Source organism: Sporosarcina sp. P3 (assembly GCF_002743415.1).
GTDB classification, from domain to species: Bacteria; Bacillota; Bacilli; order Bacillales_A; family Planococcaceae; genus Sporosarcina; species Sporosarcina ureae_A.
Genome location: NZ_PDZE01000005.1, coordinates 248,193 through 272,923, shown reverse-complemented (window position 1 = coordinate 272,923; position 24,731 = coordinate 248,193). Strand labels below are relative to the sequence as shown.

The window sequence follows — 24,731 nt, the reverse complement described above, 5'->3', positions numbered from 1 at the left end:
TAGGAGGTCATTTATATGACAACAAATTCTACATTGACAGTACAAAACTATATAAACGGTGAATGGGTATCCGCTACGACAGACCAAACGGAGCCTGTATATAATCCCGCCACTGGAGAAGTAGTTGCCCATGTTCCCATCTCAACAAAAGATGATTTAGATCACGCAGTAGAAGCTGCAAGCGAAGCATTCATTACTTGGAAAGAAGTTCCTGTCCCACGTCGCGCACGTATTCTATTCAAATATCAGCAACTTTTAGTAGATCACTGGGATGAACTCGCCAAAATTATCACAGTTGAAAACGGAAAAAATTTTACCGAAGCACACGGCGAAGTGTTACGTGGAATTGAATGTGTAGAGTTTGCCACGGGAGCCCCTACTTTGATGATGGGAGACAACTTGCCCTCCATCTCATCCGGTTTAGAATCTGGAACGTATCGCTATCCGATCGGTGTCATCGGTGGAATCACACCATTCAACTTCCCGATGATGGTGCCATGCTGGATGTTCCCGATGGCGATCGCAACAGGGAATACATTTGTACTTAAGCCATCTGAACGTACACCGATGCTAGCCAACCGCTTAGCTGAACTACTCGAAGAAGCCGGCTTACCAAAAGGCGTCTTCAATATTGTGCACGGTGCACATGACGTAGTAAATAGTATTCTAGATCACGAAAAAGTCGCTGCCATTTCCTTTGTAGGATCCCAGCCCGTCGCAGAGTACGTCTACAAACGCGGAACGGATGATTTAAAACGCGTGCAAGCACTAGCTGGTGCCAAAAATCACTCCATCGTACTAAAAGATGCGAACTTGGACAATGCCGCTACGCAAATCATCAACGCAGCATTCGGTTCAGCCGGAGAACGTTGCATGGCTTGTTCAGTCGTCGCGGTAGAGGATGATATTGCAGATGAATTTGTTGAAGCCTTACTCAAGAGAGCAAATGAACTGACCATCGGAAATGGTTTGGATGAAGGGATCTTCCTCGGACCTGTCATTCGTGACACACATAAAGAACGAACAGAACAATACATCGCGACTGGTGAAAAAGAAGGCGCAACATTGGTTCGCGACGGTCGCCAAGACAGCGCAGCTAAAGAAAAAGGATACTTTGTTGGACCTACCATCTTTGATCACGTAACGAGTGAAATGAAAATTTGGCAAGACGAAATTTTCGCCCCTGTTCTATCTATTAGCCGTGTGAAAAATGTAGATGAAGCGATCGAGTTATCAAATAAATCCAGGTTCGCAAACGGCGCGTGTATTTTCACGAGAGACGGTGGAAACGTACGGAACTTCCGTGAAAACATCGACGCGGGAATGCTCGGATTAAATATCGGCGTACCTGCACCTATGGCCTTCTTCCCGTTCTCCGGCTGGAAAGATTCCTTCTATGGTGATCTTCACGCCAATGGAAAAGATGGGCTAAACTTCTATACACGTCAGAAAGTACTTACTGGTCGTTGGGAGTAATCACTATACAATACGAAAACACCTTCTCTTTGTTTTAAACAGAGAGAAGGTGTTTTACGTATTATCGAATGGTAATTATCTGGATAGTTTCGAATTTCGTGGGGGCCTGGTACTGTGTCGAAGCAGAATTGTGCCTGAATTGCATGGGGGCCTGGTACTGTGTCGAAGCAGAATTGTGCCTGAATTGTGTGGGGACCTGGTACCGTGCCAGTACCGTGCCATAAAAAAAACATGTACTAACCAATACTCCCCCTACATATAGATAGTCCGTAACAGAAAAAGGGAGGAATCATTCATGAAACCAGCAATTCAAAACAGTAACGCAAGAGGGACTACAAAACAGACCACTATGAAAGCAGCGATCGTTAAAGAATTCCAGACAAAGTTGCAGATCGAAGACACACAAATACCAACACCAGGAGCGGGTCAGGCGTTAGTGAAATTAGAGGCATGCGGCGTCTGTCATACAGACTTACACGCAATTAACGGTGACTGGCCTGTCAAACCGAAACTTCCTCTCATTCCAGGACATGAAGGCGTAGGAATTGTAGAAGCTGTTGGACCAAACGTCACGTCCGTACAAGTCGGCGACCGTGTCGGTATCCCTTGGCTCTACTCTGCATGTGGTGAATGTGATTATTGTCTAGAAGGGAAAGAAACACTATGCCATAGCCAAGAAAACGGTGGCTATTCAGTGGACGGTGGATACGCGGAGTATTGCCTTGCAGCAGCGGATTACGTTGCGAAAATCCCTGAAAACCTAAGCTCTGTTGAAGCCGCACCTATTCTTTGTGCAGGCGTGACAACCTATAAAGCATTGAAAGTATCCAGTGCAAAGCCAGGAGACTGGGTCGCGATTTACGGCATCGGTGGATTAGGTCACGTAGCGCTACAGTATGCGAAAGCTATGGGATTCAATGTAGTCGCAGTAGATATTGCGGATGAAAAATTAGAGCTTGCGAAGAAACTTGGCGCCGATATTACAGTCAATGGCAAAAATGAGGATCCTGCCGAAGCCATTCAAAACCAAGTCGGTGGCGTTCAAGCGGCTATTAGCGTAGCTGTAGCCCAAGTGCCATTTGAGCAAGCGTATCGTTCCGTTAAACGTGGCGGCACATTGGTTGCGGTCGGACTTCCACATGAAGATCTACCGATTCCTATTTTCAATACAGTTCTAAACGGCATTACAGTAAAAGGTTCTATCGTTGGAACACGGATTGATATGAAAGAAGCGTTGGACTTTGCTGCGCGCGGTAAAGTGAAAGCGCAGATTGAGACGGCTCCTCTTTCCGAAGTAAATACGATTCTTGAAAAGTTGGAAAAAGGACAGATTAATGGACGTATTGTGTTGACGTTTGATTGATCGTCAGCCCGCTTACTGAAATGTACTCTTTACTACTTTTTAGATATATAGCTTACTAACAGTATATTCCTACATTCCTATCCTCAAATCGAAACACCCTACATGGAAGTTTTTCTACCATGTAGGGTGTTTTTAATTATTTAATTAACCCAAGTACTTTCATCATTTCTTCATTACCTTTGGAAGCGTTTTCAATAACATTTGCAAACTCTTCTGAATCTGCATAAGCTGAAGTTAGTTGCTGATTCACCATGATTTCTTGAGTTTCAGGCTTCTCTAGAATCTCTTTAATTGCATCATGTAAGATAGACACAATTTCTTCCGGAGTATCTTTTGGAGCTAGGAAACCTACATAATAACTTGCAACTGAACTCAATCCTACTTCAGTTGTTGTAGGAATATCTTTATAGAAATCAGTAGATCCTTTGCTTGCTGTATCGAATACTAACGGACGAATATCCCCACCTGTTTCAGTATCTGGACTAAGGAGACCACCCATGATTTGACCAGATATAATAGCATTTTTTACATCTGCTACACCCTCAAAAGGTACGTGCTTCGTTTTCACATCGAGCTCTTTACTGATCTTCTCCATGGAAATGTGACCGCCACTACCTGTTCCACCTGAAGCACCGTATGTGAATTGATTAGGATTTTCTTTTACAAAAGCCAGCCAATCATCATATGTTTTTAAAGGCGAATCGTCTTTTACTGAAATAGCTGTAGTGATTTCATAAGCTTTCGCAATTGGCTTGAAATCTTCAATTGAATAACTGGTTTTTCCGTAATGTGGTTGAATATCTAATCCAGAACTCGTAGTAATAGCGATCGTATAACCATCTGGTTTTGCCGTTGCCACTTCCGTTAAACCAAGCGTAGTCCCAGCTCCGGGTTTGTTAATGACAGCCACTTGTTGTTTGTGAGGCAAGTAATTTGGTAACTCTTTAGCAATCATTCTTGCCATAACATCTGTAGAACCCCCAGGTGCAAATGGAACAATCAATTCAATCGGCTTTTCAGGATAAGAAGAGCTCTGATCTATGGTTTCCGCTGCCGCTTTAGTCGAGCCACTTTCTGGTTGTGCCTGCTTATTCGAACAACCTGCCATCATGACGAATAGCGCTGCGACAAAAATATATACAAATTTTTTCATAAAATACATCTCCTTTTATAGTAAATAATAGTTAAATTGATTGAATATTCCGTCTAATTTGTGTAAAAAAGAAGGACGCCCATCTAGCATCCTTCTATTTACTGTTGCCAACATTCTTAAACTGATACTATTTTCTGAGAGATATAATCCCCTAAAATATCCGCTAATTTTTCGGGTTGTTCTAAAGGAATTAAATGACCCGCATCCTCAATTTCCTTTACAATTGGATGTTGCAAATGTTCCACCATATTCTGTTGTCTTTCAAAAGGTACAACTTGATCATTTGGACTTCCTACAATTAGTACCGGATAGTCGATGGTCGAAAGTAGTTCTGCACGATCTGGACGTGATGCTGTCGCACGTAAATGCGCCATGTATCGATCAGCTCCATACTCTTTCATCATCTGCTCACGAATCTCTGTAATGTCTTGGCGATCGATATGATCCGGATGAACGCCTTTAGACGCTGTTGCTCGAACCATTTCTTCATACTCTCCTGCCTGTACTCGTTGAATAGCGGATTCTCGCACTTGCTTCATCTTAGCAGTATCTGCATTGGCAACAGATGAAACTAACGCCAAGCTTTTTACTCGCTCAGGTGCTTTATCTATAATAGCAAGCGCTACATAACCGCCAAATGAATAACCAAACAAATGGAACTCTGTCGGTAATTCTTTTAATAACTGATCTGCAATGCTACCTACATCTTCAAGTGCTGGCACATCGACCGCTATACTAGTTATTGAAGAATCTAGATGCTCTTTCACCCCGTCAAAGATTTTTTTCGAGTTATTTAGTCCTGGAATCATCACTAGATTTTGTTTAGTTTCGTTCTGCATGTATTCTATCCCCTTCCACCCAAGTTGAATGTATACCATTTGAAATACGCGCTGGTAAAATTACGCGTGCTACAGGTCCTGCTGAAATATCTTTTGCATCCAAAATTAAACATTCTGATCGGTTTTCAATCATATCTGTGATAAATGTTAGAACATAACCATCATCTTCTTCAACTGCACCTACACGTTTAGCAACGACTGGTTCACTTCCATAACGTTGATCTCCGTATTCAAAACGCATGGTGTCACCATTCTTCATGTCATATCGTTTCAAGCCGACTTTCAACCAATCATCCTTATGGAACAACGTGTTATAACTAAAACGGTAGTCATAGCCCATATTTTCATTGCTCACAACAGGGAACTCTGTCACTTCATCATCAATTAATTCCTCAACTGTCTGGCCCGTTCGCATATTGAACTTCCAACGATACATTTGCGTTTTCGCCTTATGTTTGTTCAAGTTAGATTTAATTTTTTCATACGCATCGTTACCTTGTACACCAATTGGCGGTTTACCTGGCGTTGTCAATTGAATACATCCATCTTGAATGACCCAGTCACCATCTTCATAACAGTTCGCTAAGTGTAAGATAAAGCAAGGTTTTGCTTCAAACCACTTAATTTGTGAATTGTCACCATGACGGGGAATGACACCAAAACGTGCTGGACGATCATCGTAAAAACGAACGCGTCGAATATCTTTTTTCAATAGGTCTTCATCCAGAATGAATGGAAGGTCGTGTAAAATGGTATAGTTCTTTGTAATTCCTAAATCATGTGGCCAACGTGGTCCTGGTAATTCAACTGGCACGTAGTGTGACAAGTTACCTTGACGATCAAGCACACCGTAATTCAAGTATGGGTATTGTTCGCCATAGTTGAAGAACATGAGCTCACCTGTGTAAACGTCTACTTTGTAGTGGGAAGCGATTCCGCGCGGCAAAATCTTTTGATTGATTTCCGCATCGACACCTAACGTTTCTAATGTCAGTGGATCCAAACGCCATGGTTCACTACCTTGAGACATCGTAGCAAGTAATTTACCCGCATGTGCTATGACGTCTGTTCCTGCATTGTCTTTCATTTTTCCGATACTACCCCATCCTCGCGCTGTAGCTAGATGAGGCTCAAGCATTCCTGGCCATAGTGATTTACCTGCAGATTTTTCAGCCAAGTAGCCTACTGTTTGAACAAAGCGGTTACGGTATTCTGCTTTACCATCTTCAAAATGAATTGCATGTAGCATGCCGTCCCCATCAAATGGATGATAAATCCCTAGTGGCTCATGGACTTGGTTATGTGTATTTCGAATATAAATTCCATGCAAGTCTTTTGGGATTTCGCCAATCACTTGCATAGTATCTGTAGTCGCTGTATATTCCGTATCCATCGGTGCAAAGAAACCTTGTAAATACGGGTGGTCCGTATCCTTTGATACCGTTACATTGATTTTGTCATGAACTTCTAACATTCTACAACACTCCTTAATTTTAAGTTTTATATGGGTGGATCATGAAACAACGAGTAAACAGACTAAAAGGAAGCGTTTTCATTTTCGTTGTACATTGTGGCCTCTTTGCTAAACTTTCTAGAGTGATAATGCAAATCGTCCAGTAATTCTATTGAAGCCAGGTGAGTTACTATCTAATCTACTACCCGGCATACAAATTCTTTTTCCATGATTGGTAGACTGTTCATCGATTTCCTTCAATTAGAAAAACCCAGCATAAGATGATTACGTACATGAATAAACATTCATGACAGTTTCATCAAATACTGGGTTCTATTGTTACTATAAGAAGAGGTTGTCTTCTTATCGCAATATAACCGTATTTTCTTCAACTTTGGAATGATCCCAATACCGTTGTACTGCCGATTGAAGCGCAACGATAACAGATTGTTGGGATGGTGCAATATAGTGAGTTTTAATTCTCTCTATTAATACCTCTAAACCATCGCTTAGACAGTAACCAATCAGTAATTTCCCGAAAAAACTTTTTGTTAATCCAGCTAAAAAAACGAACTCTACATCTTGAATTACATGTGTAGTTCTATTGATCTCAAGAACAATACTTGTATGCTTGTATACTTCATACATAGCAGTGCCTTGGGGTGCTTTTGAATACCCTGTTACGAGGACGGTATCTAACTCAACCAAAATTTAACGGCCTCCTTCTTCTATGGTTTAAAAAATCTTAACATTCCGATAGATTCTAGTCAACAACTGTTTTCGGAATATTCTTTATTCCATTTAAGAATTATTGTTTCTCTTGATTCAGTCAATCCGTTGCATCAAAACATAACCGAAACAGATTTGGTATCCAAATAATCTTCTACCCCATACTTTCCGCTTTCACGACCAAGTCCACTTTCTTTCACACCACCAAATGGCGCTTGAATTGCAAATGGTGCTGGATCATTCACGCCGACCATTCCATATTCCAACTGCTCGGATACGCGGTACATACGACCAAGATCCTTTGTGTAGAAGTACGAGGCTAAGCCATACTCCGTATTATTCGCTTTTTCAATCGCTTCTTCTTCCGTTGTGAACCGAATTAAAGGGGCTACTGGGCCAAACGTTTCTTCTGCAGTAATTTTCATCTCTTCCGTCACATTGCCGAGGATAGTGGGTGCATAGAAACTACCATTTTCATAGCCTTCACCTGTTAATCGTTCCCCACCGCAAAGCAATTCTGCACCTTTTCCAAGAGCATCCGTGACTTGATCATGGACGCTAGCAACTGCTTTGTCGTTAATTAATGAACCCATTTGATTTGATTCATCTAAGCCATTTCCAACTTTCATGCTTTCTACAGCTGCTTGAAGCTTCTGTGAAAATTCTTCATAGATTGCATCCTGAATATAGACGCGGTTTGTACACACACATTGCTGACCCGATGAAGCAAATTTACTTCCGATGACTCCTTTAACCGCAAGATCCAAGTCTGCATCTTCAAAAACTATATACGGTGCATGACCGCCGAGTTCCATAGATACACGCTTTACTGAATCCGCTGATTGACCAATTAGTTTTTTCCCTACTTCAGTTGAACCCGTGAATGAAATTTTCCTTACGTCTTTACTATCCATTAATGTTTTCGCAATAGGTCCTGACGAACCTATTACCAAGTTCACAACGCCTTTTGGTAACCCTACCTCATCAAAAATTTTAAATAATTCTAGAGAGGATAACGGTGCCTCAGATGACGGCTTCAATACAACTGTACAACCAACTGCAAGGGCCGGCGCCAATTTCCTAGCCCCCATGGATAACGGAAAATTCCAAGGAGTAATGGCTGCGACCACACCTACAGGTTGTTTAATAACATGACCACGTTTATTGTTGCTAACGATTGGCATTACATCCCCATAGATTCGACGTGCTTCTTCTGCATACCACTTATAAAATGAGATGGTGCTCCCTACTTCATAGCGTGCATTATGGATGGATTTCCCCATCTCTTTTGTAATGATTTGTGCCAAATGTTCTTTATTCTCTTCTAGTTTATCAACGATTTTCATTAAATATGAACTTCTTTCTTCAGCTGTTAAGCCAGACCAAACGGGAAACGCCGCTTTAGCAGCATCAATCGCCAGTTGCGTTTCTTCCACTCCTACTACACCCACTGTATCTACTATTTCTCCATTTGCCGGATTTCTAATTTCAAGCGTATTCTTCGTATCAATCCATTCGTTATTAATATACATATTCGTCCAGCCACCTTTGCATTTTACTAGTTCACTAATTTTACTTTTTAGAAACACAAAAAAACCAAGCATTCATAAGTTAATCTAGAACGAATCATTCGAGATCTCCCTATCCAACACTTGGTTATATTGTTGACTTAAGAAGAGGTTGTCTTCCTAACACAATAAAACCGTATTCGATTATTTAGATTTTTTCTACTCAACTTTTTGATGAGTCGATATCTACAATAATATTCATTGTTTTCAGATTTGTCAATAACTTTATTGTTTCTTTGTAAAATTTATGAAATTAACAATAGATACGAATTGTTATAAATTTTCTAAAATTTTCATTGACTAATAGGTATAGCTTGCTGTAGATTATAGTTAGTGAAGTAAACTAACTTATTTTCAAGGAGGAACAACATATGACTACTTGCCCTTATTCCCAAAAGAAAGTAACGTATCTCATTCCAATTAAAGAATTACGAACTGAGGAGGACTTCCTCAATATACACACATGGTTAGCGGATATGCGAAAAAATTCACCAGTCCGCTTTGATGAGAGCAGACAGTGCTGGGATATCTTCCTTTACGAAGACGTGGATGCAATTTTTAGAAATTCAAAAGAATTTTCAAGCGTTCGAAAATTTCATGCGCCCACTCCTTTGCGCAGTATACTGAATATGGATCCGCCTGAACATACAAAATTACGAAAATTGGTAAGTAAAGCTTTCACGCCAAGAGCCTTGTCTAAATTGGGTCCACGTATTGAAGAATTATCAAATGAACTTATTCAACAGGCACTTCCGAGTGGAAAGATTGATGTGGTAAATGAATACGCTTACTCTTTAACAATTAATATGTTAGTGAATTTATTAGGCGTCCCAGAAAAAGATAGTGAATTATTTAAAACATGGTCTGCAGATCTTCTAGCTTCGCCTAAAGACGCTTCAGATGAGGCATACAATGCATCCGTTTCTCACGTAAAAGAAACGATGGATAAAGTAGATTCGTATTTGTTAACGATTATTAATGAGAGACGCGAATCTCCTCAAGAAGATTTAATCACAGAGTTAACACAAGCCGAAATCGATGGAGAACATCTAACTGACGAAGAAATCTTAGATTTCGCTGGAATTTTACTACAAGCAGGATTCGGTACAACTGCACGTTTAATTACGAACTTCGTTCGCTCCATGCTTGAAAATCCAGGACTATTTGAGAAATTGAAAAATGATAGTTCATTAATTAATCCAGCTATGGAAGAAGTGCTACGTTTATACCCTTCTATCTATCGTACAACACGTTATGCAAAAGAATCATTTACCATACGCGATCAGACGATACATGAAGGAGATGAAATTCAGTTATGGGTTGCCTCAGCCAATCGAGATGAAGCCATTTTCGATCAACCGAATACATTCCTAATTGACCGTAAACCGAATCAGCACCTTGCTTTTGGTAAGGGTATCCACTTCTGCTTGGGTTCATCATTAGCGCGTTTAGAAGCAAAAATTGCAATAGAAGTATTCGTTAAAAATGTCAGCTCTATTCAACTGCTTGATACGCAGCTGAAACCAATTCGAAGTATGGTAGCTAACGGATTAGAAGAGTTAAATATAAGCATTCAACCATAATTACCCTAGCTATCACATGACGAAAGGATGATTTACTCATGGTACAAGAAAAGAGAGTATATGATATAACAATTATTGGTGGTGGCCCTGTAGGTTTGTTCACGGCATTTTATGCAGGAATGAGAGAGATGTCAGTCAATGTGATTGAAAGTCTACCTCAATTAGGCGGCCAACTCGCTGCGCTCTATCCAGAGAAGTACATTTACGACATTGCCGGATTTCCAAAGATTAAAGCAAAAGATCTAGTGGATAATCTCGTAGAACAAATGGCGATGTTCGAACAGACCATCACACTCGGCCAAACAGTGCAAGTAGTAGAGAAACAACCGAATGGCGAATTCATTGTTCATACTGAAAATGATTCCTACTTAACCAAAACGATTATTATTACTGCCGGAAACGGAGCATTCGACTATAAACGCTTGCCACATGAAAAAGCTGATCTATTTGAAGGGAAAAACCTTGCCTATTTCATTGATGACTTGCAGAAATTTGCCAATAAAAAGGTTTGCTTATTCGGTGGAGGAGATTCAGCAGTCGACTGGGCGTTGATGCTTGAGCCAATAGCTGAAAAAGTAACAATTGTTCACCGAAGAGATAAGTTTCGTGCACATGAATCCACGGTTTCTCGGATGATGAGTTCTAAAGTGGAAGTCTTGACACCGTATAATCCAAAAGATTTCATCGGTAGCGAACGAATTGAAGAAGTGATTATAGAACATACAAAAGGCGAAGCAGATATTCAACTTTCCATAGACGATGTGATCGTAAACTACGGATTCTCTTCTTCTTTAGGACCTATCAAGTCGTGGGGACTAGAATTAGAAAAGAATAGTATACTCGTTAACTCTAAAATGGAAACATCTATTCCAGGAATCTTCGCTGCAGGTGACATATGTACGTACGATGGGAAAGTCAAACTGATCGCAACTGGTTTCGGTGAGGCACCCATTGCCGTATCCAATGCAAAGTTATTAGTTGATCCGTCCGCAAAACTTCAAGCTCTTCATAGCACGAGCATTATGGAAAACAAACAAACTGAAAAAGTCACTTCATAAAACACATATGTAAGGAATGATATTATGGCTAAATATTCAATGGTCGACCAGGACAATTGTATCGCTTGTGGAGCCTGTAACTCAGTAGTAGAAGAAATCTTCGGCTATCATCAAGACGGAATTTCCTATGTGAAATTTGGAGACAACAATGGGCAAGTACCTATTCCTGTAGAACTAGAAGAAGATTTAGAAGAAGCATACGAAGGCTGTCCGAGTGAAGCCATTCTCATTCAAGATAGCCCCTTTTAAAAAAATATTGCATCGTGCATCTATAGCGTGAAGGTATACCATTCTCGCTGTAGATGCTTTTCGCTCATAAAACTAGCCTCCCTATATTTGAGAAAGGAGTGAAATGCAATGGGGCAACGAAACACCCTGTGGACTAAAAACTTTATAGTCATTTTTACCATCAATTTTATTCTAGCACTAGTATTCTTCTTACTCGTTTCAACGATAGCAGTTTTTTCAGTCGAAACATTCCATACATCCACCAGTACAGCTGGTTTATTATCCGGTATATTTGTAATTGGGGCACTAATTGGTCGGTTAGGTGCTGGACGTATAATTCATAGAGTGGGAAGCCAGAAGGTCTTATTGACCGGCTTAATAGGATTTTTACTCACGACCGGGTTTTACATGTTGCCAACAGACTTATCATTTTTCTTTATAAATCGCTTCCTTCACGGCGTCTCGTTTGGTTTTGCAAGTACCGCAACAGGAACGATCATAGCTCAAATTATACCTCCTTCTAGACGTGGAGAAGGCATCGGATATTATAGCTTGAGTACAATTTTATCAACCGCCCTTGGACCGCTTTTAGGGATATGGATTATTTCGCAAACACAAAATTTCTTCTTTGTATTTGTCATTAATTTCGTATTGGCTAGCGTAATCTTCGTTCTTTATTTTCTTGTGCAGGCACCTGCCATGGAAAGAACACCGAAACAAGATAAATTCTCCATTACTCAATATGTCGAATTAAAAGCCGTACCGATTGGGGTCGTAGGAATGTTCCTTGGATTTATTTATTCTTCCATCATGGCGTTTATCCCATTCTTTACAAAGGAGATTGATTTAGTTGAGGCGGGAAGCTTTTTCTTTCTCGTATATGCAAGTGTTGTCTTATTGTCTCGTCCTATCACCGGTCGTTTAATGGATCAACACGGAGCAAATATTATCATCTACCCTTGTCTCGTCTTATTTGCATTGGGCATGCTCTTATATAGTCAAGCACACTATGGGTTCATGATTGTACTAGCAGCGATACTTGTCGGTTTTGGCTACGGTAGTTTCAATTCAATTGCTCAAGCTATTGCGATTAAAGTTACGCCTATACATCGTGTTGGGCTTGCTACTTCAACATACTTTATCCTTTTCGAGCTTGGTTTAGGGTTAGGTCCCTTTACATACGGTTTTTTAATTCCTCATATTGGCTATCGTGGAATTTACCTAACTGCTTTTTTTATGATTTTATTGTCCATCCTTCTTTACTATATACTCCACGGAAGACATGAACGGCAATTGATTCTGCTGGATTCTAAGAACTAACTACAAGCCTCTCAGTACTCCATTCTTGAAGGCTCACTCTCCGCTTATAAGAAAGTATCAAGAGTACAATTGACAGCTTTTACATGAGTGCTAGTGACCTTATACTATTGTTCTTATGATAGAGTTCCTTCTATTATATAGAGGCCAATTCCACTAGGTAATTTTCATGCCAAAGTAAAAAGCAACAAAGGAAATGTACATCATGTCCTTTGTTGCTTTTTGGGTTGTTCTTACTTAATTAAATCTAACTCTTCCATCGACTTCTTGTTTTGATCAGAAGCTGCTTTAATTGTTTGTCCAAAATCCTTGCTATCTGCATATGAAGGTGCAAGGTTTTGAGTAACCATCAATTCTTGTATTTCTTCTTTTTCCATAATCTCTTTTATTGCATCATGCAAAATCTGAACGATGTCTTCTGGCGTACCTGCTGGTGCAATAAATCCTGAATAGAATTCTGTTTCTGTCTCAAGGCCTAACTCTTTTGTATTGGGAATGTCATCGTAATAATCTGTCACGCCTTTAGAATCAGTGACGAACAACAGTGGCTTCAAGTCTCCTCCGTTTTCAGTATCGGGTCTAGATTGCCCTGCCATGATTTGGCCACTCATCACTGCGTTCATGACATCCGCAACGCCTTCGAATGGCACGTGCTTCATCTCAACACCTAACTCTTTGCTTAGGTTCTCCATCGCGATGTGCCCACCGCTCCCCGTCCCGCCTGTTGTACCATACGTGAATTTTCCTGGATTTTCCTTAACATAAGCTAACCAATCTTCGTACGTGTTTAAAGGGGAGTCCTCCTTCACTACAATTGCAGAATTTAATACATACGTTTTAATGATAGGTTCAAAGCTATCTATTTGATAAGACGCCTTTCCGTAATGGGGTTGAATGTCTAAACCTGAACTTGTAGTAAATCCTAAAGTATAACCATCTGGCTTCGATGTTGCGACATCCGTCAAGCCTAGTGTCGTTCCAGCACCCGGCTTATTGATCACAGCTACTTGTTGTTTATTTGGTAGGAATTCCGGAAGCTCTTTCGCAATCGCACGTGCAAATACATCGGTCGGTCCACCTGGATTGAATGGTACGATGACTTCAATCGGTTTTTTTGGATAAACGGATGCTGCTTCCACCTTTTTCCCATTACTTTCTTTCTTCTCACCATCTGTTGACTTTCCAGATGAACAACCTGCTACAATCAGCATTAGTACAGCAAGCATTACTAGTAAATTCTTTTTCATCATCTAATCCCCTTTTCTACGTGATCTTTGTTACAGCCAATGTTCTGAACTACTTATACACTTAATTAGTCATCCTCACTAACCAAATGCACGATTACCAATCGCTCCTGCTATTTAACTTACACACAAACCTTTTAATTCCACATACGGAACTCTTTTTCATTGTGTAGATTAATAGTACACGATATATGTAAGCGGTGTCAATTCATTTTTCAAAATACTTTGATTATGCTGTTTAATCTACTTATTACGACTATAAACGATTATTCCACTTGATTTAGTTAATTGTAAATTGTATTCTATCATTATGATTCCGTATAGGGAATTTAATTTCACTATAAAAACTTTAGTTGAGGAGAGGTAGCATGAAAGCTGTAATAGCTGAAAATGGGAAGCTCGTTATGCAACAATTCCCTGAACCCATTCCACATGAAGATGAGTTAGTAGTTGAGATCAAGACAACGGCATTGAATCGTGCAGACCTTGTTCAAAAACAAGGAAATTACCCATTACCTGAAGGTGCTTCGCCAATTATGGGTATTGAAATGGCGGGCGTTGTGATAGAAGTTGGTTCGAAAGTGAAAGATTGGAAAGTTGGCGACCGTGTATGTGCAATTTTACCGTCAGGCGGTTACGCGGAAAAAGTAGTTATTCCTGCTGCCATGGCGATTCCCATTCCACTAAACTTCTCATTTGAACAAGCAGCTGCGATTCCTGAAGTGTTTTTAACTGCTTACTTGAATTTATACACGTTAGGAAATCTACAGGCGGGCGATGATGTACTAATCCACGCAGGTGCTAGTGGTGTCGGAACAGCTGCAATTCAGTTAGTTAGAGAGGCAGGTGCTCGTTCGATTATTACGGCCGGAACGGACAGGAAACGCACTTTTTGTATGGAACTAGGCGCAAGCAAAGCAATTGATTACAAAGCAGGACCATTTGTTGAAGAGGTCTTGAAAGCTACTGACGGAAAAGGCGTGAATACAGTTCTAGACTTCATCGGTGCTCCGTATTTCGAACAAAATATCCAATCATTGGCCGTGGATGGTAAGTTACTATTGGTCGGTGTCTTGGGTGGACGAGTAGTTCAAGAGGTAAATTTAATGGATTTAAAGATTCCACGTATCCAGTTGATCGGTACGATGCTACGTGTTCAGCCAATTGAGAACAAAATTAAGCTGACGAGAGAATTCAGTGAGTATGCCATTCCTTTATTCGAGAATGGTAAGCTTGAACCGATTATTGACTCGGTTTGGGAACTGGATAAGATTAATGATGCCCACACATATATGGAAGAAAATAAAAACATCGGAAAAATTATTATCGCTGTAAATAATTAAATTGCCTAAAAGATTTAAATTTTAGCTAGAACCTAATCTAATAAGAAATTAAACATCCCCTTCGTACGTAGTTTCACATGTACGAAGGGGATGTTCTCTTGCTTATTAATGCATATGACCGTGACCCAAGTCTCCCATGCCCTCCATCGGATCTCTGCCACCCACGTCCGCGATGACCGCTTCCGTTGTTAATAGCATCGCTGCGACGGACGCTGCGTTCTGTAGTGCTGAACGCGTCACTTTCGTTGGATCAATAATACCAGCTTGAACCATGTTAACCCAGCTGTTTTCAGCCGCGTTAAAGCCTGTTCCTAATTCTTCACGCTTTAATCGATCTACAACAATGGAGCCTTCAAGACCCGCGTTATTCGCAATTTGTCTAACAGGCTCTTCCAAAGCACGTAAAACGATTCGTACACCCGTTGCTACGTCGCCTTCTACCTCTTCTAGACTCGCCTCTACTTTGCTATATATATTGACAAGCGCAGTTCCCCCACCTGCTACGATGCCTTCTTCGACAGCAGCACGCGTTGCATTCAATGCATCTTCAATGCGTAATGTCAGCTCATTCAGTTCTGTTTCAGTCGCTGCGCCCACTTTGATCACGGCTACTCCGCCAGCTAGTTTTGCTAGACGTTCTTGTAGTTTTTCTATATCAAATTCAGAAGTTGCATCTTCTAGTTGCGCACGAAGAGCACCTACGCGACTTGCAATTGCATCTGATTCACCGTATCCTTCAACAATTGTAGTACCATCTTTCGTCACGACAACTTTAGCAGCGCGTCCCAATTGCGTCATGTCAGTCGTTTTTAAATCTAACCCAATATCTTCTGATACAACTTGTCCGCCCGTTAAAATAGCAATATCTTCAAGCATTGCTTTACGACGTTCTCCAAAGCCAGGTGCCTTTACCGCCACAGCCGTGAACGTACCTCGAAGTTTGTTGACCACTAGTGTAGCAAGTGCTTCACCTTCAATATCTTCCGCAATAATAAGAAGAGGTTTTCCTTGTTGAACCACCTGTTCCAATACAGGCAAAATTTCCTGTGGACTCGTAAGTTTCTTATCCGTAATTAAAATATATGGATTCTCCAGTACCGCTTCCATCTTATCCATATCTGTAGACATATAAGCTGATGCATAACCACGGTCAAATTGCATACCTTCAACTACTTCAAGTTCTGTATGGAAGCCTCTTGATTCTTCAATTGTGATGACGCCATCTTTTCCAACACGTTCCATTGCTTCCGCGATCAAATCCCCGACTTCATTGTCGCCAGACGAAATGGACGCAACTTGTGCAATTTCTTGTTTACTGTCAATTACATCAGAGATGGCTTGTAATTCTTCTACTGCTACGGAAACTGCTTTCTCGATTCCTTTACGAATTCCCACTGGATTAGCTCCAGCTGTAACGTTTTTCAGACCTTCACGAATCATTGCCTGTGCAAGAACCGTTGCCGTCGTTGTACCGTCACCAGCAATTTCATTCGTCTTAGAAGCAACTTCTGCTACTAACTTAGCCCCCATATTTTCGAATGCATCTTCTAATTCAATTTCCTTCGCTATTGTGACACCATCATTCGTAATCAAAGGCGAGCCGAAATTTCTCTCTAAAACGACATTACGCCCCTTAGGTCCGAGTGTAACCTTTACTGCATTAGCTAATGTATCTACTCCACGCAACATAGCATTACGTGCGTCTTCATTAAATTTAATCTCTTTCGCCATAGCTAGAATCCCCCTCCATTTGTCTTCCCTACATTATTGAATAATTGCTAATATGTCATTTTCATTTAAAATCAGGTATTCATTGCCTTCGTATTTAACTTCTGTACCTGCATATTTAGCGAAGAGAATTTGATCCCCTTCTTTTACTTCCAATTCTGTTCGTTGGCCATCTGAAAGTACACGACCAGTCCCAACAGCCAGTACTTTTCCTTGTTGCGGCTTGTCTTGTGCGGAATCGGGTAACACAATCCCGCTTACTGTTGTATCTTCAACTTTCGTTAATTCAATGACAATTCGATCACCTAGTGGCTTTAACATATTCACTATACCTCCAATTCATTATTGTGGATCGACGGATTCAATCCAGTTACTCAGTTTTTCTGCTGATACTGCGGGTTGCTCTAGCGGAATCATATGACCTGTGTGAGAGATCGTGACAAACTCTGCATCTGGAACTTGTTCAGCGACAGCTTTTACCTTGTCAACCGTAATAACCAGGTCTGTTTCCCCAGCAATTAATAATTTAGGGATCTTTGCTTCTTTCAATAATTGTGTACGGTCTTGCCTGCTAATCATTGCTTTCACATGAGGTATATAACTTTCCGCACCATAATCTTCTACAATTTTCTTACGGAGTGCAAGTAACTCTTCGTTTTCCAAGCTGTCTGGATGGAATGTTTTCGGTGCATTTGCTTCAGTCATTTCAAAGTACTCTCCGTTTTCAGCGCGTTCGATAGATTTTGCTCGATTTTCTTTTTGTGTATCACTATCTGCTGTCGTTAAAGAACCCATCAACGTAATGCCTTGAATACGCTCTGGTGCTTGGGCAAGCATTTCTAACGCTACATAGCCACCAAATGAAAATCCACAAACATAAAACTTCTCTGGTAATTCTTTTAATAGTGTATCTGCAATATCTTGAATACTTGGTAATTGTGGTACATCTACTGGAAATGCTTCAATGGTTGGTGATAGTTCTTTCACTACACCATCCCATGTTTCTGCTGTGTTATTTAAACCAGGTATTAATACTAATTTTTGTCCCAACACAATCACTCCTTCATGATATATCTACTATTCTTAACGCATACTGTTCTTTACATTAGTTCGCTGCATTTTCCTTCATCATTTTATTCTTTCTATTAGCAACAATCGTATTTCGTAAACTTTGAAGAAGTATTAACACGGTAATGATCGCCAGTACCATAAAAATGGGGCGATTTAAATAGAAACCTATATCGCCTTGAGATAGAATGACCATTCTACGTAAGCTTGTCTCAATAATTGGGCATAGTACAAAAGCTAAGATGAAATAGGCAACTGAGAAATCAAGCATACGAAGTATATAGGCGACAACCCCTAAACCGAGCGCTAGCCATAAATCAAAGTGAGCATTTTGGGATGTGTATACACCGATAAGTGAGAACACTAAGATAGCAGGAACTAGGAATGACTCTCGTAATATTAAAACTTTCGCGAACATACCCGTCATGAATTTACCCATTATATACATACCAATCGTTGTGAACATGAAACCGATAAAGATAGCATTGATTAACTCCGGATTATTGTTTAATACTTGTGGTCCAGGTTGAATTCCGTGAATGATAAATGCACCTGCAATAATTGCAATAGAGGCAGATCCAGGAATACCTAGTGTTAATAACGGAAGTAATGCCCCACCGACAGTTGCGTTATTCGCAGCTTCTGGAGCTACAATTCCATCCGGATTTCCTTCGCCAAAGGTCTCTGGGCTTTTTGCTGTTTTCTTCGCTGCCATATAGGCGAACCAGCTCGATGCATTGGAACCTAGTCCTGGGATAATCCCTACGATCGAACCAATTGATGCACCGATTCCAATGGATTTAGAAACAGCACGAAATTCTTTAAATGTTAATTTTACTTTTAAATCCTTGGCTAGCAATTCTCTTTTTTCATTCAGATTCTCTGATATCATTTTGAATATTTCAGTAAAGGCAAACAAGGCTACAACTAATGCAATGATATTCAATCCATCCGACAATTCCAGTATATCTCCAGTGAAACGAGGTAATCCTGTGAACATATCAATTCCTACAGTGGCTGCCATCAATCCAAGGATGATCGAGATAGAAGCTTTCATCGCATCGGAAGATCCTAGTGCGGCTACTGCTAATAATCCAATGACACCTAGCATGAAATATTCAGGCTCACCTAATTTCAATGCAAATGCTGCTAGTGGCTTGGATAAGAATATTAATACTAGACCACCGAATAATCCACCTATTGTCGAAGCTGTCAGTGAGAAGGCCAATGCCTTACCTGGCGATTTATTCTTTGCAAAAGGCTGTCCATCTAACTGCGTGGCTGCAGCCATTGCTGTACCTGGGATCCCTAATAATATAGCGGATATTGAGCCACCATATTCTGCTCCTTGATATACTGCAAGTAACATAAGGATCGAGCTAAGTGCATCCATATTGTAAGAAAGCGGTAATAACAGAGAGATCGCTAGCATTAATCCTAACCCTGGAAGCGCTCCCATAAGCATGCCAACGAAAAGTCCAATAAAGATGGCACTTCCGCAGGCTATAAGTACTGATATGTCCATATGTATTCCACCTTTATTTTAGAAATCAATATACATCAAGTTATTGAACACGAGATATACAAACGCCATTAAAACGAGCGAGACGATTAGATTAACGGTGATCATGCGAGACTTTTTCATAGCAAGTGGCCAACGGAAGAACGTAAATAATACAACTAGCAAGATAAATGTGATGAAGTAGAAGTATCCGATATATTCCCAGACGAGAAAGTAAACGACAATAGCTGCAATGGTGATTAGAATTTTTTTCATTCCATTGAAAGGCAGCACCTCGTCTGTTTTCTTCAACCACTTTAAAATACTAATTAGACAAAAACCTATAAGAGTTACCCCAAGAATGATAGGAAAAAATCCCGAACCTAATTCCCCTTCAGGTGTCCCTTCATTTGCTTTTACGGCAGTGTAGATATAATAAACACCCATGAGGATGATGACGATAAGAATAGAAATATCTAACTTTTTTTTGCTCATTTGATCACTCCTTATCAACCTGCTAGTCACTTGTAAATAAGTGAGTAACCATCACAAGTGAACAAAACATGTGATGGTTACTAGTTACTTAAGATTATTTTATTAACCCTAAGTCTTTCATGACAACTGTATTACGCTCTACAGCATTCTCGATTGTTGTAGTGAATTCTTCTGGATTACCATAAGAAACAACTAAATTTTGTTTTTCCATTAATTCTTGAATTTGTGGTAGATCCATCACTTCTTTAATGGCATCGTGCAAAATGGTGACAATTTCTTCTGATGTACCTTCTGGAGCAATAAAGCCCGCATAGTACTCACTTCTTGCATGAAGTCCGAGTTCTGTTGTATTCGGTGTGTCTTTATAGTAATCAGTTACCCCTTTTGAATCGGTTGTGAATAGTAATGGTTTCAAATCTCCACCTACATCCGTGTCAGGACGCATTTGGCCACCTTCGATTTGACCACTCATTACCGCGTTCATTACATCCGCTACCCCTTCGAACGGAACGTGCTTTGTATCAACATCTAGTTCTTTACTTAAATCTTCCATTGCAATATGTCCACCACTGCCTGTACCGCCAGATGTTCCATACGTGAATTTACCTGGATTCTCTTTAACGTATGTCAACCAATCTTCATACGTATTTAATGGAGAATCTTCTTTTACTACAATTGCTGAATTAAGTTCATAGGTTTTAATGATCGGTTCGAAGTTTTCAGGTTTATAAGAAGTTTTTCCATACGCTGGTTGAATATCAAGACCTGAGCTTGTAGTAAAACCAATTGTATAACCATCCGGCTTGGACTTTGCTACTTCTGTTAATCCAAGCGTAGTTCCTGCACCTGGCTTATTGATTACTGCAACTTGTTGCTTATTTGGCAAGAATGCTGGCAATTCTTTCGCAACTGCACGAGCGAAAACGTCTGTAGAACCACCTGGTGAAAATGGTACGACCAATTCTAGTGGCTTTTCAGGGTAAGTTGAAGAAGAACCTTTAGCAGATACTTCATTAGCAGAAGATTTGTCTGAAGAACATCCCGCAACGATCAGCATAAGTGCTGCTAATAAAAAGATTATTGTTTTTTTCATTATAGTCATTCCATTCTGTTTGTAGTTTCCAAGTTGTTTTTTGCATAATGTACGACTACTTCGTATACCACCAAGCAGAAGCTTCATTTGAAGAGTTGCATAAAAGCGCTTTCTTTCGAACAAATCGTTTAATAGAATCTGTTCCTAGTCGTGAACCGCCTAAGCCTGATGCTTTAAATGCATTTTTCTCTGCCACATCGCGATCTCCAATAAAGAATGGCGCTAGTCCACTATCATTGATGCTAATGCCCCCTGCATCCAGCTGCCTTGCAATCGCTAGACCTTCTTCATTTGTACCGGCAAATACAGCCCCGCTTAAACCATAAGGAGATTCATTGGCTAATTTTATTGCCTCTTCAATCGTGTTGAACGGCATGATTGGCATAACAGGACCGAATGTTTCATCATTCATAATTTTCATCGAGTGATCCACATTAGAGATGACTGTCGGCTTGCACCACAGGCCACCACCTAAGTTCTGGATTTTCCCACCTGTTTGAACAATTGCGCCTTTCTCTCTTGCTTCTGCGATATGGTCGGCAATAATGTCAGCTTGTTTTTCAAAAATCAGAGGTCCTACTTCCCCTGTATCCATTTCAGGATAATTAATCGTAATCTGTTTCGCTTTCTCCGTTAACATCTCAACAAATTGAGGATAAACAGACTCCGCTACATATACTCTTTCTATTGAGTAGCATTGATGGCCAGCACCAAGAACAGATCCTACTAAAATGGCTGAAGTTGCGCGTTCCAGATCAGCTGTTTCTGTAACAATTGCAGGATCTTTTCCGCCTAGCTCTAAAAATGCAGGAATAAACTTCTCTGCAGCAGCCACGCCTACTTTTTTACCTGTAGCTGTACTACCCGTGAAGCAAACCATGTCAATGTGTTGAATCATGGCAGCACCAATATCACCTGCGCCTACAACATACGTGAAAACCTTGGCTAACTCTGGAACTTGTTGGATTGTCGCTAGCAATGGTTCGATAAACCTCGGCGTGACTTCACTAGGCTTCACCACCACTGCACATCCAGCCAAGAGCGCAGGAATCGCATCCATTAAAGATAAGGAAAGCGGGAAATTCCAAGGACTAATAATACCAACCACCGGATAGGGCGAATAATCTGTTGTGGATTTTATATTGGGTAGTGACGTATCTGTAGTAAGCGGAGCTAGTTGCTGCTTGGCAACTAGACTCCATTTCGTAATCCACTTCACGATATTATCTACTTCACGTGTACTTTCTCTACGACGTCCTGTGTCGATCGAAACAGCATCCAATAGTACTTGTCTATTTTCAATCAACACTTCTTTCCATTGTTCGAGAACTTTGATTCGTCCATCAACGCCTAGATCGCTCCAAGCGATTTGTTCTTTGCGTATATTCTTGCAAACTTCTGCTAATCGTTGTTCAGTAATCGATTCAATAGTATAGTCATTTTCACCTGTACGTGGATTACGAACTACAATTGTATTTTCAGATTGTTTAGTAGTCATTTCCTCACCCGACTTTCTTTCATTTGATAAAAGTCTACTTCACTCAATGTGTAACGTTTGCGATGGATTTAGAATGTGCGGTTTCGCCATCTAAGCGCTCTTCCTCAATCCAGCATGCATGAGTTCCATTTGTAATACGTGCTGGTAAACTTACGACCGCAACCGGTCCCGCATCAATTTCTTTCGCATCCAAGATAATACATTCAGAAGTAAGTGTATTCATATCTGTGACGAATGTTAGCAAATAGCCATCGTCTTCACTCTTGGCATCTTTACGTAGAGCAATAACAGGTTCACTACCAAAACGATTATCGCCGAACTCATAACGTTGTTGTCCTCCTGTAAATAAGTCGAACTTTTTAATGCCCATCATATGCCAATCGCCCGCTTTAAATAATACGTTATAGCTATAGCGGTACGGCTTGCCGACTGTTTGGTTAGCTACTACTGGGAATTCTGTAATTTCATCATCTAATACTTCTTCTGTCGTTTTACCTGTTTTCATATTGAAGCGCCATCTGTACATATGAGTTTTCGTATGATGCTTATCTAAGTGTTTACGAATACGATCGTAAGGGTTGCCATCCTGCACACCTACTGCTGGTTTACCAGGATTGTCTTGGATACATCCATCCATGATGACTTCATCGCCGTCTTCATAACAGTTAGCTAGGTGCAAGATAAAGCACGGAGAAGCCTCGAACCATTTAACTTGTGAATTATTACCTCTTCTAGGCACTACACCGAAGCGACTTGGCTGATTCGGGAAGTACTTCAATTTACGGATCCCTAGCTTTAAATCATTTTCATCAAAGTGGTATGGTAAGTCGTGAAGGATTGTATAATTTTTAGTAATCCCCATATCGTGAGGCCATCTTGGTCCAGGCAACTCAATCGGCTCATAGTGAACTAGTTGCTGGTTTTTATCAACCACACCGTAATTCATGAAAGGGAACTTCTCCGTGAAGTTAAAGAACATAAGCTCACCTGTGTCCACATCTACTTTAAAGTGTGAACAAATTCCAGTAGGCATTAACTGACTACCCCACTTCGCTGTTCCAACTGTTTCTAATGTATAAGGATCTAGCTGATATGGTTCGCCACATTGAGACATAGAAGCCAAAATTTTTCCGTTATGTCCGATTACGTCAACACCGGCATTGTCTTTCATCGTGCCCATTGCACCCCAACCGCGATACGTTTCCAAATGTGGCTCCAGCATGCCTGGCCATAATGACTTTCCACCCGCAGCCTGCTCAGCCAAGAAACCTATCGTTTCAATAAAACGATTACGGTATTCAGCTTTTCCATTCTCAAAACGAATAGAGTGCACCATACCGTCTCCGTCAAACGGATGATACGTTCCAAGTGGCTCGTGCGCTTGGTTATGTGAGTTTCTTACATACATACCATTCAAATCTTTAGGAATTTCCCCTACTACCTTTAAGCTGTCCGTGTTCGCTATATACTCTGTATCAACCGGCTCAAACAACCCTTTTAAATATGGATTATCGGTATCCTGACTAACTGTGACATTCACCTTTTTGAAAATTTCATTCATCCTGGCCACTCCCTTTATTTTTTATGTAATAGATTTTTCCTTTATATGTTTCTACTATTCAGTAACCCATTATTTGAAATGGAGAAGTCTGTACTATTTGTGGAGATCTGTCACTGTCACCAAATCATCGACAATCAATTACAACAAATGAGAATAATTGTATATCTACATTTGAAACGTCTATACCCCCTGTAGTAATATGATTTTTTCCATATACGAAAGTTAATTTCACTACCTAACTAAAATATACGGAATGTAAAGTATTCTGTCAATAGAATTTTGTGCAATATTAAAAAGTATCTATAAATTCATAATTTGATCTTTCAATAAAATGAAATGACTCTATATGATTATAAACAATACTAGTGATAAGAATTTTTAAGTAGACATTAGTAATTTGTACTAATAGAAGCGTTTCATTAACAAGGATACT

21 protein-coding genes are annotated in these 24,731 nt (G+C 40.3%); 7 read left to right on the top strand and 14 right to left on the bottom strand.

The annotated features are described in order from the left end of the window. The first annotated feature begins 15 nt into the window (after positions 1 to 15). Positions 16 to 1,476 carry a CoA-acylating methylmalonate-semialdehyde dehydrogenase gene (locus CSV61_RS08805; protein WP_099638915.1) on the top strand — a complete coding sequence of 487 codons (1,461 nt, stop codon included), beginning with the start codon at positions 16 to 18 and terminating at the stop codon, positions 1,474 to 1,476. A 349-nt stretch (positions 1,477 to 1,825) separates the two neighbouring features. After that, positions 1,826 to 2,839 (top strand): alcohol dehydrogenase AdhP, encoded by a 1,014-nt coding sequence (gene adhP, locus CSV61_RS08800; RefSeq protein ID WP_099638937.1) that lies wholly within the window; start codon positions 1,826 to 1,828, stop codon positions 2,837 to 2,839. 136 nt (positions 2,840 to 2,975) lie between these two features. Here adhP and CSV61_RS08795 read toward each other — a convergent pair whose 3' ends face one another. The 5 genes from CSV61_RS08795 to CSV61_RS08775 all read right to left on the bottom strand — a co-directional run bounded on the left by CSV61_RS08795 (position 2,976) and on the right by CSV61_RS08775 (position 8,545). Continuing rightward, a complete protein-coding gene (locus CSV61_RS08795) occupies positions 2,976 to 3,992 on the bottom strand; it encodes a Bug family tripartite tricarboxylate transporter substrate binding protein (RefSeq protein ID WP_158233817.1) in 1,017 nt (338 codons plus the stop codon). 116 nt (positions 3,993 to 4,108) lie between these two features. After that, entirely contained in the window at positions 4,109 to 4,831 is a 723-nt protein-coding gene (locus CSV61_RS08790; RefSeq protein ID WP_158233816.1) for an alpha/beta fold hydrolase, read from the bottom strand. Then, a complete protein-coding gene (locus CSV61_RS08785) occupies positions 4,815 to 6,305 on the bottom strand; it encodes a carotenoid oxygenase family protein (protein ID WP_099638913.1) in 1,491 nt (496 codons plus the stop codon). The genes CSV61_RS08790 and CSV61_RS08785 overlap by 17 nt, the downstream gene beginning before the upstream one ends. 342 nt (positions 6,306 to 6,647) lie before the next feature. Further along, positions 6,648 to 6,992, bottom strand: a complete 345-nt coding sequence (locus CSV61_RS08780) for a DUF3870 domain-containing protein (protein ID WP_099638912.1) — start codon at positions 6,990 to 6,992, stop codon at positions 6,648 to 6,650. Positions 6,993 to 7,126: 134 nt separating this feature from the next. Continuing rightward, positions 7,127 to 8,545 (bottom strand): NAD-dependent succinate-semialdehyde dehydrogenase, encoded by a 1,419-nt coding sequence (locus CSV61_RS08775; RefSeq protein WP_099638911.1) that lies wholly within the window; start codon positions 8,543 to 8,545, stop codon positions 7,127 to 7,129. Between the two features lie 407 nt (positions 8,546 to 8,952). Between CSV61_RS08775 and CSV61_RS08770 the strand changes: the two genes are divergently transcribed. The 4 genes from CSV61_RS08770 to CSV61_RS08755 all read left to right on the top strand — a co-directional run bounded on the left by CSV61_RS08770 (position 8,953) and on the right by CSV61_RS08755 (position 12,770). Next, the gene (locus CSV61_RS08770) at positions 8,953 to 10,164 is read left to right on the top strand and encodes a cytochrome P450 (protein WP_099638910.1); all 1,212 of its coding nucleotides are present in this window, start codon (positions 8,953 to 8,955) and stop codon (positions 10,162 to 10,164) included. Between the two features lie 38 nt (positions 10,165 to 10,202). Continuing rightward, on the top strand, positions 10,203 to 11,222 hold the full coding sequence (locus CSV61_RS08765; protein WP_099638909.1) for an NAD(P)/FAD-dependent oxidoreductase: 1,020 nt from the start codon (positions 10,203 to 10,205) through the stop codon (positions 11,220 to 11,222). Between the two features lie 24 nt (positions 11,223 to 11,246). Further along, positions 11,247 to 11,471: a ferredoxin gene (locus tag CSV61_RS08760; protein ID WP_099638908.1), complete on the top strand. Its 225-nt coding sequence runs from the start codon at positions 11,247 to 11,249 to the stop codon at positions 11,469 to 11,471. Between the two features lie 108 nt (positions 11,472 to 11,579). Beyond that, positions 11,580 to 12,770 (top strand): MFS transporter, encoded by a 1,191-nt coding sequence (locus tag CSV61_RS08755; protein ID WP_099638907.1) that lies wholly within the window; start codon positions 11,580 to 11,582, stop codon positions 12,768 to 12,770. 230 nt (positions 12,771 to 13,000) lie between these two features. Here the strand turns inward: CSV61_RS08755 and CSV61_RS08750 are convergent, their stop codons facing one another. Continuing rightward, the gene (locus tag CSV61_RS08750) at positions 13,001 to 14,014 is read right to left on the bottom strand and encodes a Bug family tripartite tricarboxylate transporter substrate binding protein (protein WP_158233815.1); all 1,014 of its coding nucleotides are present in this window, start codon (positions 14,012 to 14,014) and stop codon (positions 13,001 to 13,003) included. A 365-nt stretch (positions 14,015 to 14,379) separates the two neighbouring features. Here CSV61_RS08750 and CSV61_RS08745 point away from each other — a divergent pair, with 365 nt between their 5' ends. Beyond that, complete coding sequence (locus tag CSV61_RS08745; protein WP_099638905.1) at positions 14,380 to 15,354, top strand: NAD(P)H-quinone oxidoreductase; 975 nt, start codon at positions 14,380 to 14,382, stop codon at positions 15,352 to 15,354. Positions 15,355 to 15,459: 105 nt separating this feature from the next. Here the strand turns inward: CSV61_RS08745 and groL are convergent, their stop codons facing one another. The 8 genes from groL to CSV61_RS08705 form a co-directional block, all read right to left on the bottom strand. Next, entirely contained in the window at positions 15,460 to 17,085 is a 1,626-nt protein-coding gene (gene groL, locus CSV61_RS08740; protein WP_099638904.1) for a chaperonin GroEL, read from the bottom strand. 33 nt (positions 17,086 to 17,118) lie between these two features. Then, positions 17,119 to 17,403, bottom strand: a complete 285-nt coding sequence (groES, locus tag CSV61_RS08735; protein ID WP_083035040.1) for a co-chaperone GroES — start codon at positions 17,401 to 17,403, stop codon at positions 17,119 to 17,121. Positions 17,404 to 17,424: 21 nt separating this feature from the next. Continuing rightward, a complete protein-coding gene (locus tag CSV61_RS08730; protein WP_158233814.1) occupies positions 17,425 to 18,132 on the bottom strand; it encodes an alpha/beta fold hydrolase in 708 nt (235 codons plus the stop codon). Between the two features lie 55 nt (positions 18,133 to 18,187). Continuing rightward, on the bottom strand, positions 18,188 to 19,675 hold the full coding sequence (locus CSV61_RS08725; RefSeq protein ID WP_099638902.1) for a tripartite tricarboxylate transporter permease: 1,488 nt from the start codon (positions 19,673 to 19,675) through the stop codon (positions 18,188 to 18,190). Between the two features lie 18 nt (positions 19,676 to 19,693). After that, positions 19,694 to 20,146 carry a tripartite tricarboxylate transporter TctB family protein gene (locus CSV61_RS08720; protein ID WP_099638901.1) on the bottom strand — a complete coding sequence of 151 codons (453 nt, stop codon included), beginning with the start codon at positions 20,144 to 20,146 and terminating at the stop codon, positions 19,694 to 19,696. A gap of 94 nt (positions 20,147 to 20,240) precedes the next feature. Beyond that, positions 20,241 to 21,239, bottom strand: a complete 999-nt coding sequence (locus CSV61_RS08715) for a Bug family tripartite tricarboxylate transporter substrate binding protein (RefSeq protein WP_158233813.1) — start codon at positions 21,237 to 21,239, stop codon at positions 20,241 to 20,243. Positions 21,240 to 21,294: 55 nt separating this feature from the next. Then, positions 21,295 to 22,737 (bottom strand): aldehyde dehydrogenase family protein, encoded by a 1,443-nt coding sequence (locus CSV61_RS08710; protein ID WP_099638899.1) that lies wholly within the window; start codon positions 22,735 to 22,737, stop codon positions 21,295 to 21,297. 43 nt (positions 22,738 to 22,780) lie between these two features. After that, complete coding sequence (locus CSV61_RS08705) at positions 22,781 to 24,298, bottom strand: carotenoid oxygenase family protein (protein ID WP_099638898.1); 1,518 nt, start codon at positions 24,296 to 24,298, stop codon at positions 22,781 to 22,783. Positions 24,299 to 24,731: the final 433 nt, after the last annotated feature.